Source organism: Caulobacter sp. GW456-12-1-14-TSB4, assembly GCF_059424195.1.
Genome location: NZ_JBWKZF010000030.1, coordinates 1 through 14,352 on the forward strand (window position 1 = coordinate 1; position 14,352 = coordinate 14,352).

General features: G+C 67.1%; 14 protein-coding genes. 10 read left to right on the forward strand and 4 right to left on the reverse strand.

Annotation, left to right across the window (positions count from 1 at the left end; all coding sequences use genetic code 11):
• Positions 1-103: 103 nt before the first annotated feature.
• Positions 104-556 (reverse strand): hypothetical protein, encoded by a 453-nt coding sequence (locus AC07YH_RS21710; protein WP_494749008.1) that lies wholly within the window; start codon positions 554-556, stop codon positions 104-106.
• A 369-nt stretch (positions 557-925) separates the two neighbouring features.
• Between AC07YH_RS21710 and serS the strand changes: the two genes are divergently transcribed.
• From serS to dipM, 4 genes are all read left to right on the forward strand, one after another.
• Positions 926-2,221 (forward strand): serine--tRNA ligase, encoded by a 1,296-nt coding sequence (gene serS, locus AC07YH_RS21715; protein WP_494749009.1) that lies wholly within the window; start codon positions 926-928, stop codon positions 2,219-2,221.
• Entirely contained in the window at positions 2,218-3,033 is an 816-nt protein-coding gene (surE, locus tag AC07YH_RS21720; protein WP_494749010.1) for a 5'/3'-nucleotidase SurE, read from the forward strand. Before serS ends, surE begins: the two co-directional genes overlap by 4 nt.
• On the forward strand, positions 3,030-3,698 hold the full coding sequence (locus AC07YH_RS21725; protein ID WP_494622115.1) for a protein-L-isoaspartate(D-aspartate) O-methyltransferase: 669 nt from the start codon (positions 3,030-3,032) through the stop codon (positions 3,696-3,698). The genes surE and AC07YH_RS21725 overlap by 4 nt, the downstream gene beginning before the upstream one ends.
• A gap of 95 nt (positions 3,699-3,793) precedes the next feature.
• Positions 3,794-5,683 (forward strand): cell division endopeptidase DipM, encoded by a 1,890-nt coding sequence (gene dipM / locus AC07YH_RS21730; protein ID WP_494749011.1) that lies wholly within the window; start codon positions 3,794-3,796, stop codon positions 5,681-5,683.
• A gap of 37 nt (positions 5,684-5,720) precedes the next feature.
• Here dipM and AC07YH_RS21735 read toward each other — a convergent pair whose 3' ends face one another.
• Together AC07YH_RS21735 and AC07YH_RS21740 are read right to left on the reverse strand one after the other, a co-directional pair.
• Positions 5,721-5,969 (reverse strand): hypothetical protein, encoded by a 249-nt coding sequence (locus AC07YH_RS21735; RefSeq protein WP_494749012.1) that lies wholly within the window; start codon positions 5,967-5,969, stop codon positions 5,721-5,723.
• A 62-nt stretch (positions 5,970-6,031) separates the two neighbouring features.
• Positions 6,032-6,871, reverse strand: coding sequence for an ATP-binding protein (locus AC07YH_RS21740; protein WP_494749013.1), 840 nt, complete (start codon positions 6,869-6,871; stop codon positions 6,032-6,034).
• A 132-nt stretch (positions 6,872-7,003) separates the two neighbouring features.
• Between AC07YH_RS21740 and yajC the strand changes: the two genes are divergently transcribed.
• The 6 genes from yajC to AC07YH_RS21770 all read left to right on the forward strand — a co-directional run bounded on the left by yajC (position 7,004) and on the right by AC07YH_RS21770 (position 11,850).
• A complete protein-coding gene (gene yajC / locus AC07YH_RS21745) occupies positions 7,004-7,309 on the forward strand; it encodes a preprotein translocase subunit YajC (RefSeq protein WP_494749014.1) in 306 nt (101 codons plus the stop codon).
• 46 nt (positions 7,310-7,355) lie between these two features.
• Positions 7,356-8,951 (forward strand): protein translocase subunit SecD, encoded by a 1,596-nt coding sequence (gene secD / locus AC07YH_RS21750; RefSeq protein WP_494749015.1) that lies wholly within the window; start codon positions 7,356-7,358, stop codon positions 8,949-8,951.
• An 11-nt stretch (positions 8,952-8,962) separates the two neighbouring features.
• Positions 8,963-9,910, forward strand: a complete 948-nt coding sequence (gene secF / locus AC07YH_RS21755; protein WP_494749016.1) for a protein translocase subunit SecF — start codon at positions 8,963-8,965, stop codon at positions 9,908-9,910.
• Complete coding sequence (locus AC07YH_RS21760; RefSeq protein ID WP_494749017.1) at positions 9,910-10,263, forward strand: Mth938-like domain-containing protein; 354 nt, start codon at positions 9,910-9,912, stop codon at positions 10,261-10,263. The genes secF and AC07YH_RS21760 overlap by 1 nt, the downstream gene beginning before the upstream one ends.
• A gap of 190 nt (positions 10,264-10,453) precedes the next feature.
• Complete coding sequence (locus AC07YH_RS21765; RefSeq protein ID WP_494749018.1) at positions 10,454-11,068, forward strand: urate hydroxylase PuuD; 615 nt, start codon at positions 10,454-10,456, stop codon at positions 11,066-11,068.
• Positions 11,069-11,136: 68 nt separating this feature from the next.
• The gene (locus AC07YH_RS21770) at positions 11,137-11,850 is read left to right on the forward strand and encodes a squalene/phytoene synthase family protein (RefSeq protein ID WP_494749019.1); all 714 of its coding nucleotides are present in this window, start codon (positions 11,137-11,139) and stop codon (positions 11,848-11,850) included.
• Between the two features lie 150 nt (positions 11,851-12,000).
• Here AC07YH_RS21770 and AC07YH_RS21775 read toward each other — a convergent pair whose 3' ends face one another.
• Complete coding sequence (locus AC07YH_RS21775; protein ID WP_494749020.1) at positions 12,001-14,094, reverse strand: S9 family peptidase; 2,094 nt, start codon at positions 14,092-14,094, stop codon at positions 12,001-12,003.
• Positions 14,095-14,352 lie beyond the last annotated feature (258 nt).

Below are 14,352 nucleotides of genomic sequence, written 5' to 3' on the forward strand. Positions count from 1 at the left end.
ACCCCAACCCCTCCCCATCAAGGGGAGGGGCTAGAACGGAAGAAGGCCCCGCGACTTAAGCCGCGGGGCCTTCCGTTTTTCCACTCAAATACGCGAGTGAAACTTAAGCAGCGGCGCCGACGCGCGCTTGCAGCTGGGCCTTGGCGGCGCGGACGGTGTCGGCGATGCAGGCCGAGTAGCTGACGACGCTGAAGTTCGGGCGCTGGGCCTTGCAGACGGTCTGGGCGGCGGTGCGGATCTCGGCGTGGATCTGATCCTGGGTCTTGCCCTTCAGCGAGATGCGGACGACCGAGACGGTCTCGACGGCGGCCGGCTTGCCGGTGTCGCGAGCGCGCATGATCGAGGCCAGCTGGCGGTGGGCGTTCATCGTGGCGCTGTCGATGCAGGTCACGTCGCCGGCGCCGCAGACGGTGGCGGCGGCGGTCTTGATCTCGTTTTCGATCTGGACCGAGTTCTTGCCGATGATGGAAACGCGGACTTCGGCGGTCTTGGCGCTGGCCGGAGCGGCGACGGCGGCGACGATGGCGAGGGCGGCGAAAGCGGCGAACGTCTTCATGATTTCAAATTCCTTGGAATGATCGAGCGGGCCGGGGAGGGCCTCGAAAAGAACGCGTACTGAAGTTGGCGGGGCTTTTCGGCGATCGGCATTAAGTCCGTGTGACAAAGCGCGGCTAATTTCCGTTAACAGTTAGATTGTTCGTGCCTGGATACCGGTATCGCGCGCAAAATCAGGCTTTTCAGACCTGCGTCAGGTGGTCGCATGTTTCCCGGATTTGGGTTTTCGCGCAATGCGGGGCGGTCTGGCGGCCTCGCGGGCGGGATCACGAAGCCGTGGAGAGGCCGCCCGCCCGTCCGGAAAGCTTGGCGCCCCCGCCGACGCGCCTTAGAGAGGGCGTTTCTCCTGCCTCTTCTGAGCTAGCGTTCGATGCACGACATCAAGGCCATCCGCGACAATCCCGAAGCCTTTGACGCCGTCTGGTCGGCCAAGGGCCGGTCGGGCGCGGCCGCCGAGGCCGTGAAGCTCGACGTCCAGCTGCGCGCCGCCCAGACCGCCCTGCAGGAGGCCCAGGCCAAGCGCAACGAGAGCTCCAAGCTGATCGGCCAGGCCAAGGCCAAGAAGGACGAGGCGGAAGCCGCGCGCCTGATGGCCGAGGTCGAGACGCTGAAGGGCGTCATGACGACGGCCTCGGAAGAGGAGCACCTGGTCGGCGCCAGGCTGAAGGCGCTGCTGGCCAGCCTGCCCAACGTCCCGGCCCCGGAAGTCCCGGCCGGTGAGGACGAGCACGGCAATGTCGAGCAGCGCGCCTGGGGCGACGCCGCCAAGCTGCCGGCCGGCCGCCTGAACGCGCCGAAGGATCACGTCGACCTGGGCGCGGCCCTGGGCGGCATGGACTTCGAGGCCGCCGCCCGCATGAGCGGGGCGCGCTTCGTGGTCCTCAAGAAAGAGATCGCCCGCCTGGAGCGCGCCATCGGCCAGTTCATGCTGGACCTGCAGACGGTCGAGCACGGCTACACCGAGATCAGCCCGCCGCTGCTGGTCAAGGACGAGGCGCTGTTCGGCACCGGCCAGCTGCCGAAGTTCGCCGACGATCTGTTCCACACCACCGACGACCGCTGGCTGATCCCCACCGCTGAGGTCTCGCTGACCAATATCGTCCGCGAGCAACTCGTCGCCGAGGAAGAGCTGCCGATGCGCCTGACGGCGCTGACGCCCAGCTTCCGCGCCGAGGCCGGTTCGGCTGGCCGCGACACGCGCGGCATGATCCGCCAGCACCAGTTCTACAAGGTCGAGCTGGTCTCGATCACCACGCCGGACCAGTCGGAAGCCGAGCACCAGCGCATGGTCGAGTGCGCCGAGGCCGTGCTGAAGAAGCTGGAGCTGCCCTTCCGCACCATGCTGCTGTGCACTGGCGACATGGGCTTTGGCGCCCGCAAGACCTACGACCTGGAAGTCTGGCTGCCGTCGCAGGGCATGTATCGCGAGATCAGCTCGTGCTCGAACTGCGGGGACTTCCAGGCCCGCCGCATGGACGCCCGCTATCGCAAGACCGGCGAGAAGGGCGGCCACTTCGTGCACACCCTGAACGGTTCGGGCCTGGCCGTCGGCCGCACCCTGGTGGCCGTGCTCGAAAACTATCAGGACGAGGCCGGCCGCATCCATATTCCGGCCGCGCTGCAGCCCTATATGGGCGGGCTGACCCACATCGGAGGCGCTGCGTGAGGATCCTCCTCACCAACGACGACGGCATCAACGCACCGGGGCTCAAGAGCCTGGAGACGATCGCACGCGCCCTTAGCGACGACGTCTGGATCTGCGCGCCGGAATACGAGCAGTCGGGCGCCAGCCGGGCCCTGACCCTGTCGGACCCGATCCGCGTGCGGAAGCTGGACGAGCGCCGCTTCGCCGTCGAGGGCACGCCGACCGACTGCGTGATGATGGCGGTGCAGCAGCTGATCGACGGCCCGCAGCCGGATCTGGTGCTGTCGGGCGTCAACCGCGGCCAGAACCTGGCCGAGGATGTCACCCTGTCGGGCACGGTGGCCGGCGCGATCGAGGGCATGGCCCACGGCATCCGCTCGATCGCCCTGTCGCAGACCATGAACTTCTTCCACGACGAGGTCGTCGCCCACTGGGAGACGGCCGAGGCCTATGGCCCGGGCATCGTCCAGCGCCTGCTGGAAGTGGGCTGGCCGGCCGACGTGATCATGAACGTCAACTTCCCGGCCGTGGCGCCCGATCAGGTCACCGAAGTCGAGGTCACCCGCCAGGGCTTCCGCGACGGCCTGCTGCGCAACATGGAAAAGCGCACCGACCTGCGCGGTCGCGACTATTACTGGATGGGCTTCTCGGCCAAGGCCTCGGAGCCGGCCGAGGGCACCGACCTGAAGGCGGTCTATTCGGGCCGCATCTCGGTCACGCCGCTGCACATCGACCTGACGCACAACGAGACCGTCCACAAGCTGAAGGGCGTGCTGGGCGGCGCTCCGCCGAAACTCAAGGCAGCCTTGAGCCCCTCCGGGGAGGGCGCATGAGCGGACGGACGACCAAGGCCGCCGAGAACGCCAAGGCCGACCTGCCGCGCCTGATGCAGGCCCTGCGCGACCAGGGGGTCACCGATCCCCAGGTGCTGAAGGCCATCGAGACCACGCCGCGCGACCTCTTCACGCCGGACCTGTTCAAGGACCGCTCGTGGGAGGATTCGGCCCTGCCGATCGCCTGCGGCCAGACCATCAGCCAGCCCTATATCGTCGGCCTGATGACCCAGGCCCTGACGATCGAGCCGCGCTGCCGTGTGCTGGAGATCGGCACCGGCTCGGGCTACCAGACCACGATCCTCAGCAAGGTCTCACGCCTCGTCTATACGATCGAGCGCTACCGGACCCTGATGAAGGAGGCCGAGGGGCGCTTCCACACGCTGGGCCTGACCAATGTCATCACCAAGTTCGGCGATGGCGGTGAAGGTTGGGCCGAACAAGCGCCGTTCGACCGTATTATGGTCACGGCTGCGGCCGAAGATGATCCGAAGCGGCTGCTTTCGCAGCTGAAACCCAACGGCGTGCTGGTCGCGCCGGTGGGCAAGGGGCCAGTTCAAAGCCTTCGCCGCTATGCCGGCGACGGCAAGGGGGGCTTCCGGGTCGAGATCCTGTGCGACGTGCGCTTCGTGCCTTTGCTGGCCGGCGTTGCGAAGGATCAGTGAAGCTTGGGGGGCGCGGCGTTCCGCGGCCCCTGGTGTTAAAGGTTGATTTACCCTGGCGGAGCCCTTTGGTGGCCTCGGCGGGAGAGGAGAGGGTTATGAGGCAGTTGTGGACGCAAGCGGCGGTGATCGCCCTGACGGCTGGAACGCTCGGCACCCATGCGGACGCCGCGTACGCCGCGGGTCAGCGCTTCACGCCGAACTTCCCGATCACCCAGCCGCCCGCGACCCAACCGGCCCCGCAGGCCTCCGAGACCATCTCGACCGCGCCCAGCGAGGCCGAGACCCTGCCGCGTCCGCAGCCGATCGCTGCGTCGGCTCCGGCCCCGTCGGTCAGCCAGTCCGAACTGCCGCCGATGCGCGACAGCACGCCGATCCCCGTCCGCGAAACCCCCGCGCCGCAGCTGCGCGCCGCGCCGCCCAAGACCGTCGTCACAAGCACCGTCACCGGTCCGGTGGTCAATGTCCCGGGCAAGCCGCAGGTGCGCACGGTCGAATCCGGTGACGCCCTGGACGCCATCGCCCGTGGCTTCGGCGCGACCCGCGCCGAACTGGTCGAGCTGAACAAGCTCAAGGCCCCGTATCACCTGAAGCTGGGCCAGAAGATCAAGGGCCCGGCCAAGGACGACCAGAAGGCCTATGTGGTCCAGACCGGCGACACGATGTTCGCCATCGCCAAGCGCTTCAACGTCACCGCCGCGGCCCTGGCCGGCGAGAACGACCTGAAGGCCAGCTCGGCGATCAAGAAGGGCCAGAAGCTGGTCCTGCCGGACGGCTACAAGGACAAGGGCCCGATCAAGACGACCACCGTCCTGGCCGGCACGCCCGCCGCTCAGCCTGTCGAGTCCGAACCGACCCGTCCGACTACGAGCCGCCCGACGCCCTCGCGCCCGGCTCCGACGCCGGCCCGCAACGATGAGGAAGACGCCGCTCCGGCCACCACCTCGACCACGACGCTCAGCGTCACCGGCTCGGTCACCACCGTCGCCGGTCCGCGCCAGGTCCACACGGTCAAGTCGGGCGACACCCTGACCTCGATCGCCCGCAAGTTCGACGTCAGCGTCAGCGACCTGGCCGACGACAACAAGATCAGCACCACCAAGCCGCTGAAGCTGGGCGCCAAGATCAAGGGTCCGGCGACGACGCAGAAGGCCTATGTGGCCGTGAGTGGCGATACGCTGGCCGGCATCTCCAAGCGCTTCAATGTCAGCGTCAAGGAACTGGCCTCCGAGAATAATCTGCGCTCCAGCGCCTCGATCAAGAAGGGCCAGAAGGTCCTGCTGCCCGACGGCTATCGCGACAAGGGTCCGGTCCGCACCACGACCACCAGCGTCGCCAGCCGCCCGACCACGCCGGCCTATACGCCGCCGGCGGCGCAGCCTTCGAACACCTATCCCCGCGTCGACAGCAGCTCGCCGTCGGCTGCCGCGCCCTCGACGCCGTCCAGCCCGCAGCCCTACACGGGCAACGCCTATCCGCGTCCCAGCGCGCCGGTCGCCGCCCAGCCGGTCAGCCCGCCGCCGGCCTCGACCACGCGTCCGATCATCGAGAGCAGCGCCGCCCCGACCGAGGCCGAGATCATCGCCTCGGGCAAGGGCAAGTTCGCCTGGCCGGTGCGCGGCGAGATCATCTCGGCCTTCGGCGTGAAGGGCACGGGCCAGCGCAACGACGGCCTGGACATCCGCGCCGCCTCGGGCACGCCGGTCCTGTCGGCCGCCGACGGCAAGGTGGCCTATGCCGGCAACCAGGTCCCGACCTTCGGCAACCTGGTGCTGGTCAAGCACGCCGACGGCTGGGTCACGGCCTACGCCCACCTCTCCAGCATCAACGTCAAGATGCAGCAGGACGTGCGCCAGGGCGAGCAGCTGGGCGCCGTCGGCGCCACGGGCGGCACCAACGAGCCCAAGCTGCACTTCGAGATGCGCTACGCCCCCACGGTCAAGGACAAGGCCAAGCCGGTCGACCCGGCCTTGGTCCTGCCGCGCTAAGACAAAAGGCCCGCTTCGAGAGAGGCGGGCCTTTTTTCTATTTGCCGCCCCAGCGCCAGGCCCAGGGCTTGTCGCTCTTGCGCCAGACGATGATGACAGAGCCGAGGATCACGCCCATGCGCAGGGCCTGGCGCAGCCACGGGTGCGCGGCGGTGAAGGCGGCGGGCAGGAACTCGACACCGATCAGGGCGGCGAGGACGATCGCGAGGAAGGCCCAGCCCTCCCAGCGGATCGGCAGACCCGCGCCATAACCGTATGACTTCGTACGAAACCAGGGCTGGCCCATCGGGGCGCTCCTCAGGACAACGATCGCCGTTATATAGGCCTCGGTCCGCGCCCCTGTAAGGCCTAGCTCGGCAACGGCACCCCCAGCTCGCCGGCCAGATCCCGCACGAACTGCCAGGCTACGCGGCCCGAGCGGGCCCCGCGCATCTGCGACCATTGCAGGGCGCGGCGGTCTAGGTCGGGAGCGCTCAGGCCGAACTGCTCGGCGTACGCGCGGATGGCGGCCAGGTAGGTGTCCTGGTCCATCGGCGGGAAGCCGATCCACAGGCCGAAGCGGTCGGAGACGCTCATCTCCTCCTCGGCGTTCTCGGCGGCGGCGATGGCGCCCTGGCGTTCGACGTGGTCGCGCGGCATCAGGTGGCGGCGGTTCGAGGTGGCCACGAACAGCACGTTCTCGGGCGGACCCGAGACCCCACCCTCCAGCGCCGACTTCAACGCCTTGGCCGCCACGGCCCCGTCCTCGAACGAGAGGTCGTCGCACAGCACCACGAAGCGCTCGTTGCGGGTGCGGAGCTGATCGAACAGCGGCGGCAGGGCCGCGACCTCGTCGCGATCGACCTCGATCAGCTTCAGGGCCGGGAATTCGTCGGCGAGGCTGACGAAGGCGGCCTTGGTCACCGAGCTCTTGCCCGTACCGCGCACGCCCCACAGCAGCACGTGGTTGGACGGCACGCCCAGGGCGAAGCGGCGCAGGTTCTCGACGAAGCGGGCCTTCTGCCGCTCGATTCCCACCAGCAGGTCCAGCGACAGCGGATAATCGGCGGCCGGTACGAAGGCGCCGTCCTTGGGCTCATGCCGGAAGAGGCGCGCGGCCGAGAAGTCGGGCGCGGGCGGCGGCGGCGGGGCGATGCGCTCCAGGGCGTCGGCGATGCGGGCGAGCAGAGAAAGGGACGCGTCAGTCATGGACACGCTGCATACCGGGTGCGCTCTCATTGCAAAAGGGGAGGCGAACGCATAGCTTCCGCCGACTTGGCGCGACCCTATGAGCTTGGCTCTTTTTGGCTGGCGCGCCGTATCGGTTTTCTTGGAGACGTTATGTCCGGTCTGAACGCTCAATTCCTGCAGCTGGCGCCCATCCTTCTGATGGTCGTGCTGTTCTACTTCATGCTGATCCGCCCGCAGCAGAAGCGCGCCAAGGAGCATCAGACGATGCTCACCAACCTGAAGCGCAACGACACGGTCGTCCTGTCCAGCGGCATCATCGGCAAGGTCATGCGCGTCGAGGACAAGGAAGTCGGCATCGAGATCGCCACCGGCGTCACCGTCAAGGTGGTCAAGGGCATGATCACGGAAGTCCGCGCCAAGGGCGAGCCGGCCGCCGCCAACGACGCCAAGAACTAAATCTTCGCGAGGCGTTCTAGCGACGTCGCCTGAAAGTCCCTGATCCATGCTGACCCTCTCCCGCTGGAAGATCATCGCCGTCACCCTGTCGGTGATCTTCGGCATCCTGTTCTCCCTGCCCAACGTCCTTCCGCAAAAGGCGTTGGACGCCATGCCCGGCTGGCTGCCGCACCAGAAGCTGAACCTCGGCCTCGACCTGCAAGGCGGCTCGTATCTGCTCTATGAAGTCGACACCGACGCCCTGCACCGCGAGCGTCTGTCGAACCTGGTGGAAGACACCCGCACTCAGCTGCGCAGCGAGCAGATCCCGTTCGGCCAACTGGCCCAGCAGGGCGAGGTCATCAGCGTGCGCATCGGCGACGCCTCGCGTTACGACGCGGCGCTGAACCTGCTGCGCCGGAACCTGGGCGCGCCGCTGGCCGGCGTGATCGGCGGCAAGGACGTCTCCGTCCAGGGCAAGGGCGACAACCTGATCGAAGTCCGCTTCGTGCCGGAAGCCGCCAGCGCCGACGCGGCCAAGGCGGTCGACCAGTCGATCGAGACCATCCGTCGCCGTATCGACAGCCTGGGCACCAAGGAGCCCTCGATCAACCGCCAGGGCACCAACCGGATCATGATCCAGGCGGCCGGCGAGAGCGATCCCGAGCGCCTGAAGGCCGTCATCGGCAAGACCGCCAAGCTGACCTTCCAGATGGTCGACGAGACGGTCACCGCCGAGGACATGCAGGCCGGCCGCATCCCGCCGGGCTCGGAAATGCTGCCGGGCGACCGCTTCGCGCCGTTCTACGTCGTCAAGAAGCGCGCCGTGGTTTCGGGCGAGGAACTGACCAACGCCTCGCAGACCTTCGACCAGAACGGCGCGCCGGCCGTGGGCTTCAATTTCAATAGCGCGGGTGCGCGGAAATTCGGCGACATCACCCTGCGCAACCACGGCAAGCGGTTCGCCATCGTCCTCGACAAGAAGGTGATCTCGGCCCCGACGATCAACGACCCGATCACCGGCGGCTCCGGCATCATCACTGGCAGCTTCACCGTCCAGAGCGCCAACGAGCTGTCGCTGCTGCTGCGCTCGGGCGCCCTGCCGGCCCCGCTGAACGTCGAAGACCAACGCACCGTGACCGCCGAGCTCGGCGCCGACGCCGTCAAGGCCGGCTCGATCTCGCTGGCCATCGGCGCGGCCGCGATGTTCATCTTCGTGATCCTGGCCTACGGCCTGTTCGGTGGCTTCGCGGCCATCGCCCTGCTGGTCAACGTCCTGCTGATCATCGGCATCATGTCGATGACCCAGGCCACGCTGACCTTCCCGGGCATCGCCGGTCTGATCCTGACCCTGGCCGTCGCCGTCGACGCCAACGTGCTGATCTATGAGCGCATGCGCGACGAGGCCAACGCCGGGCGAACGCCCATGGCCGCGGCCGACCACGGCTACAAGCTGGCCCTGACCTCGATCCTGGACGCCAACATCACCAGCCTGATCTCGGGCCTGATCATGTTCAGCTTCGGTTCGGGCCCGGTGAAGGGCTTCGCCTGGACCCTGGTGATCGGCGTGTTCACGTCGCTGTTCACCGCCATTCTTATCACGCAAGTGCTCATCGGCTGGTGGTTCAAGACCACCAAGCCGAAGAAGCTGCCGATCGCATAGGAGATCCGACCATGCGTTGGCCCCTCATTCGCTACATCCCGCGCTCGACCCACTATCGGTTCGTGCGCTGGGCCCCCGTCGCGGCCGTCATCTCGGCGGTCCTGCTCGTCGCCTCGATCGGCCTGCTGGTCTTCCAGGGCCTGAACCTGGGCATCGACTTCAAGGGCGGCGTCGCCCTGGAGGTGCAGATGTCGCGTCCGGCTCCGCTGGCCCAGCTGCGTACCGCGCTGGACCAGATCGGCGCCCATGACGGCCAGGTCCAGGGCTTCGGTTCGCCGAACTCGGCCATGGTCAAGTTCCTGCCGGCCAAGGGCGAAAAGCCCAGCGACGCGTCCAAGCACGTCGAGACCGAGCTGGTGAAGCGCTTCCCCGACCTGAAGGTGACCAGCCGTTCGGAAGTCGGGGCCAAGGTCTCGGGCGAGCTGCTGCTGTCGGGCTTCAAGGCCCTGGGCGTGGCCCTGCTGCTGACCCTGGGCTACATCTGGTTCCGCTTCGGCCTGTCGTACGGCACGGGCGCGGTCGTGGCCGTGATCCACGACATCGTCCTGACCCTGGGCCTGCTGTCGGTGATGCGCATCGAGTTCTCGATGACCGAGATCGCGGCCCTGCTGACGGTCATCGGCTATTCGATGAACGAGAAGGTCATCACCTTCGACCGTCTGAAAGAGAACCTGCGCAAGTACAAGACCACCCCGCTGCGCGACATCATCGACCTGTCGGAGAACGAGCGTCTGTCGCGGACGATCATCACCGGCACCACGGCCCTGCTGGCCCTGGGCGGCACGATGATCTTCGGCGGCCCGGTCCTGTTCCCGCTGGTCTTCACGATGATCTTCGGGATCATCATCGGCACCTATTCGTCGATCTATATCGCGCTGCCGATGATCCTGATCTGGGGCGTGAAGCGTAACGACGACGAAGCCACGCCGATCAAGCTCGGCGCGGCCTCGCGCCCCTGATGCGCCAGCCGCCCTCCATCGACGCCTGGGGCGGCGGCGGTTTCCGGGTCTCCGGCGACTGGCGGCCCGGTTCGCTGCTGATCCTCGATGATCAGCCGCAGGACTGGGCGGCCACGTCGCTGGCCGACCTGACCCCCGAGCACTTCGCCGAAGTGTTCGCCGCCGGCGGGGCCGTGGAGTTCGTGCTGCTGGGCACGGGCCTCAACAACGGCCTGCCGCCGCGCGTCGTCCGCGACGCCCTGAAGGCCGCCGGCGTGGGCCTCGAGTTCATGAGCACCGAAGCGGCCGCGCGGACCTACAACGTCCTGGCCAGCGAGGGCCGCAGGTTGGCCGCCGCGCTGATCGCGGTCTAGCGGTCCCGTCCTCGCCCTTCGACAGGCTCAGGGTGAGGACTACTTTCGACGCCGCAGTAGAGAACCTCATCCTGAGCTTGTCGAAGGGCGAGGTTCTCGGCGCCTCAGCCTAAAAGGCTGAAAACTTTACCCGACTCTCGAAACGCCCCTATGGTCCCGCTCAAGCAATAGGGATCCGAGGGGGAAACCGATGTCTGGCCTGCTTTCCAACTTCCGCAACACCATGATCGTCAGCTTCGTGCTGGCCCTGGTGATCATCCTTGGCTACGGGCACAGCCCGCACGGCCATGACAGCAGCTACTTCCAAGCCGTCTTCCGCTGGCTGCACGTGATGTTCGGCATCCTGTGGATCGGGCTGCTGTACTATTTCAACTTCGTGCAGATCCGCGTGATGCCGCAGATTCCGGCCGAGCTGAAGCCGGCGGTCAGCAAGTACATCGCGCCCGAAGCGCTGTTCTGGTTCCGCTGGGCGGCCCTGGCCACCTGGGTGATGGGCGTGATCCTGGCCTTCAGCCGCGGCTACCTGCTGGAAGCGGCGACCCTGGGCCTGGCCGGCGGCTATACCCCCGGCGTCGACATGGGCTTCACCTTCATCGGCACCGGCATGTGGCTGGCCACGGTGATGTTCCTCAACGTCTGGGGCATCATCTGGCCGAACCAGAAGCGCGCGCTCGGCATCATCGAGGTCGATGCGGACGCCAAGGCCAAGGCGGCCAGGACGGCCATGCTGTTCAGCCGCATCAACACCCTGCTCAGCCTGCCGATGCTGGCGACCATGGCGATGAACCAGACGCTGTTCGGCTAAACACCGCCGCGAATTCGTGTAAGGGGAGGGCCCGCCGTCTTGGCGGGCCCTTTTCCGTTTCTGAGCTCATGGCCGACACCGAAACCCTCGACGACCTCGTCCGCCGCGTCGATCCCGACCGCTGGCTGGCCAGCCGCTTCATCGGCGACCTGGCCGCGCGGGCCGATGTCATCGCGCTCTACGGCCTGAACTACGAACTGGCCCGGGTGGCGGGCGGCGTCTCCAACGCGCTGATGGGCGAGATCCGCATCACCTGGTGGCGCGAGGCGATGGAAGAGATCGCCGCCGGCAAGCCGCCGCGCAAGCATCCCAATGTCGAGGCCTTGGCCGCGTCGGGCTTCGATCCGAACGTGCTGGCGGCCTTGGCCGAGGCGCGGTTCGCCGACCTGGACGAAGGTCCGCTGAAGGACGAGGCGGCGGTGCTGGCCTATGTCGACGCCACGGCCGGGGCGCTGGCGGTGCTGGCCGCTCGTCGGCTGGACCCGAGCGCCGACCCGCACGCCGTCAAGGGCGCGGCGCGGGCGTTCGGCCTGACGGGGCTTTGGCGGCTGAAGGTTTCGGGGCGCTCGCGATTGCCCGAGGCCTGGACGCAGGCCGACGTGGCCGCACGGGTCGAGGAACAACTGAAGGCGGCGCGCGGCGAGGTGAAGAACCTGCCCGTGGCGGCCTTCCCGGCGGTGGCCCCGGCGGCGCTGGTGCGGCCGTATCTGAAAGGCCGAGAGATGGGCGACCTGGAGAAGAAGGCGCGGCTGACGTTCGCGGTGGCGACGGGGGGGTTCTGAGCCCAGCCATCATCCGTTTCCCCGGCGAAAGCCGGGGCCCAGATCGTATGGCTGTGAGGCGCATGCAGAAACGCCCGCGAACCTGTCTGGAACGCGGGCGCTCTTGCATCTGGGCCCCGGCTTTCCCCGGGGAGACGGTGTTAAGTCAGATCATTTGCCGGGGCGATTATTCCCCGTCCACTGATCCAGCCAGTCCAGCACCTCCTTGTGCCACTGCACCGAGTTCTGGGCCTTCAGCACCCAGTGGTTCTCGTTGGGGAAGTACAGCAGCTTGCTGGGCACGCCCTTGCGCTGCAGGGCGGTGAAGGCGCCCAGGCCCTGTTCGACGGGGATGCGGTAGTCCAGCTGGCCCTGGACGATCAGCTGCGGCTTGGTCCATTGGCCGATGTGGTCGACCGGGTTGAACTTGTCGTAGGTGGTGTTGGCCGCGCCCAGCGGGCCGCCGTTCTCCCACTCGGTGAACCACAGCTCCTCGGTGGCGTAGCCCATGGCGCGGGTGTCGAAGACGCCGTCGTGGGTGACCAGGCACTTCCAGGGCTGGTTCCAGTTGCCGGCGATCCAGTTGACCATGTAGCCGCCGTACGAGGCGCCGAGCGCGCAGGCGCGGTCGGTGTCCAGGAACGAATACTTCGACGTCGCGAAGGCCCAGCCCTTCTGCAGGTCTTCCAGCGGGCGGTCGCCCCAGTGCTGGCTGATCGCGTCGGTGAAGGCCTGGCCGTAGCCGGTCGAGCCATGGAAATCGATCATCACCACGGCGTAGCCGGCATTGGCGTAGACCTGCGGGTTCCAGCGGTACGACCAGCTGTTGCTGAACGAACCCTGCGGGCCGCCGTGGATCAGGAAGGCCACCGGATACTTCTTGGCCGGGTCGAAATTGGCCGGCTTCACGACGAAGCCGTGGACCTCCTCGTCGTTCCAGCCCTTGAAGCTGAACTGCTCGGGCTCGCCCCAGGCGACGTCCTTCAGAGCTTCGCTGGAGACGCTGGCGATGCGGATCGGCGGACCCTTGGCCGGCAGCATGAACAGCTCCGAGGGGCTCTTCATCGAATCGGAGGCATAGACGAGGCCGTTCGGGCCGACGTCGAAGGCGGTGACGTGGCCCTCGCCGGTCAGGGCGGTGACCTTGCCGGTCTTGACGTCGATGGCGAACAGCTTGCCTTGGCCGACGTCCAGGGCGGTGGCGTAGATCGTCTTGCCGTCACGGCTCCAGGCGATCGAGTCGGCCGAGCGGTCCCAGGTCGGAGCCAGCTCGCGCTCCTTCTTGGTGGTCTCGTCCCAGATCATGATCCCGAAGCGGTCGGCCTCGAAGCCCGGACGCTTCATGGCGCGATAGGCGGACATCTTGCCGTCGGGCGACCAGATTTCCGTCGTGTCCCAGGCCTTGTTGCCGGCCGTGTCGTTCTCCGGCTTGGCCGAGCCGTCCAGCGGGACTTCCCGCATGTCGTAGTTGGTCGTCCAAGGCTCGTCCTTGCCGGCGACCTTGGCCGAGAAGGTCAGGCTCTTGCTGTCGGGGCTGATCGTGAAGTCGTTGTCGTCGCCATAGGGCTTGGTCGGCGTGTCGCCGTCGAAGCCCCTCATCAGGTCGATCGGCTGGCCGGCCGCGACGCCATTGACGTCCAGCGTGTAGGCGAAGAGGTGGTTCTTGGTTCCGTCGTTCCAGGTGTCCCAGTGGCGCACGAACAGGCGGTCGAACACAACGCCGGTGGCCTTGGTCGCGGTCTTGGCCGCCAGCTTGGCCTCGGTGCAGGCGAAGTCGGCGCATTCGGGGAACACGGCCAGGCCCACGACGATGGTCTTGCCGTCCGGCGCGACCTTGAAGGCCTGGACGTCGAACGGGGTGGAGGTGACCTGAGTCGCCGTCTCGCCCATGATATCGGTCTTGAACACCTGCTCAGTCCCGCCCGCGCGGCTGGACGAGAACCAGATGGTCTTGCCGTCGGCGCTCCAGCGGCCGTTGGCGGCGCCGCCGTCGGAGATCGCCAGCCGGCGCGGCATCATCCTGGCCTTCAGGTCGGCGACCCACAGCGACATCGCGGCCTTGTTGGCCGGATAGTTCATGGTCCGGACGGAATAGAGCACATAGCGGCCGTCCGGTGAGACACGCGGATCGGACAGGCGATCCAGGCTGGCCATGTCCTTGGCGGTGAAGACGTGCGGCTTCGCTGGCGCCTGCGCATGGGCGGCCCCCACGAGAGCGACAGTGAGGGCCGCGACGGACGCGGCAAGACGCAAGCTCTTGATCATGAAACCGAAATTCCCGGAAACGGTTATCCTGTTGGCGGCGGAGCGTAGTCCCGCTTCGTCGCAGGAGCTAGGGGAGCCGGGAACAAGATTCCCGAGCACGGATCGTCGATCGGCGATCTGTTTCAACGCATGCGTTCGCGTGACAAAACTGTAATTAAGTCAGTCGTTTAGCGCGTAACAATCCGAAACAGACTTTGCTTTGCCGCGACGCAGCATCCTTCTTAAGTGGTAGTCGGGGCGAAAGGACGACCGCAGAGT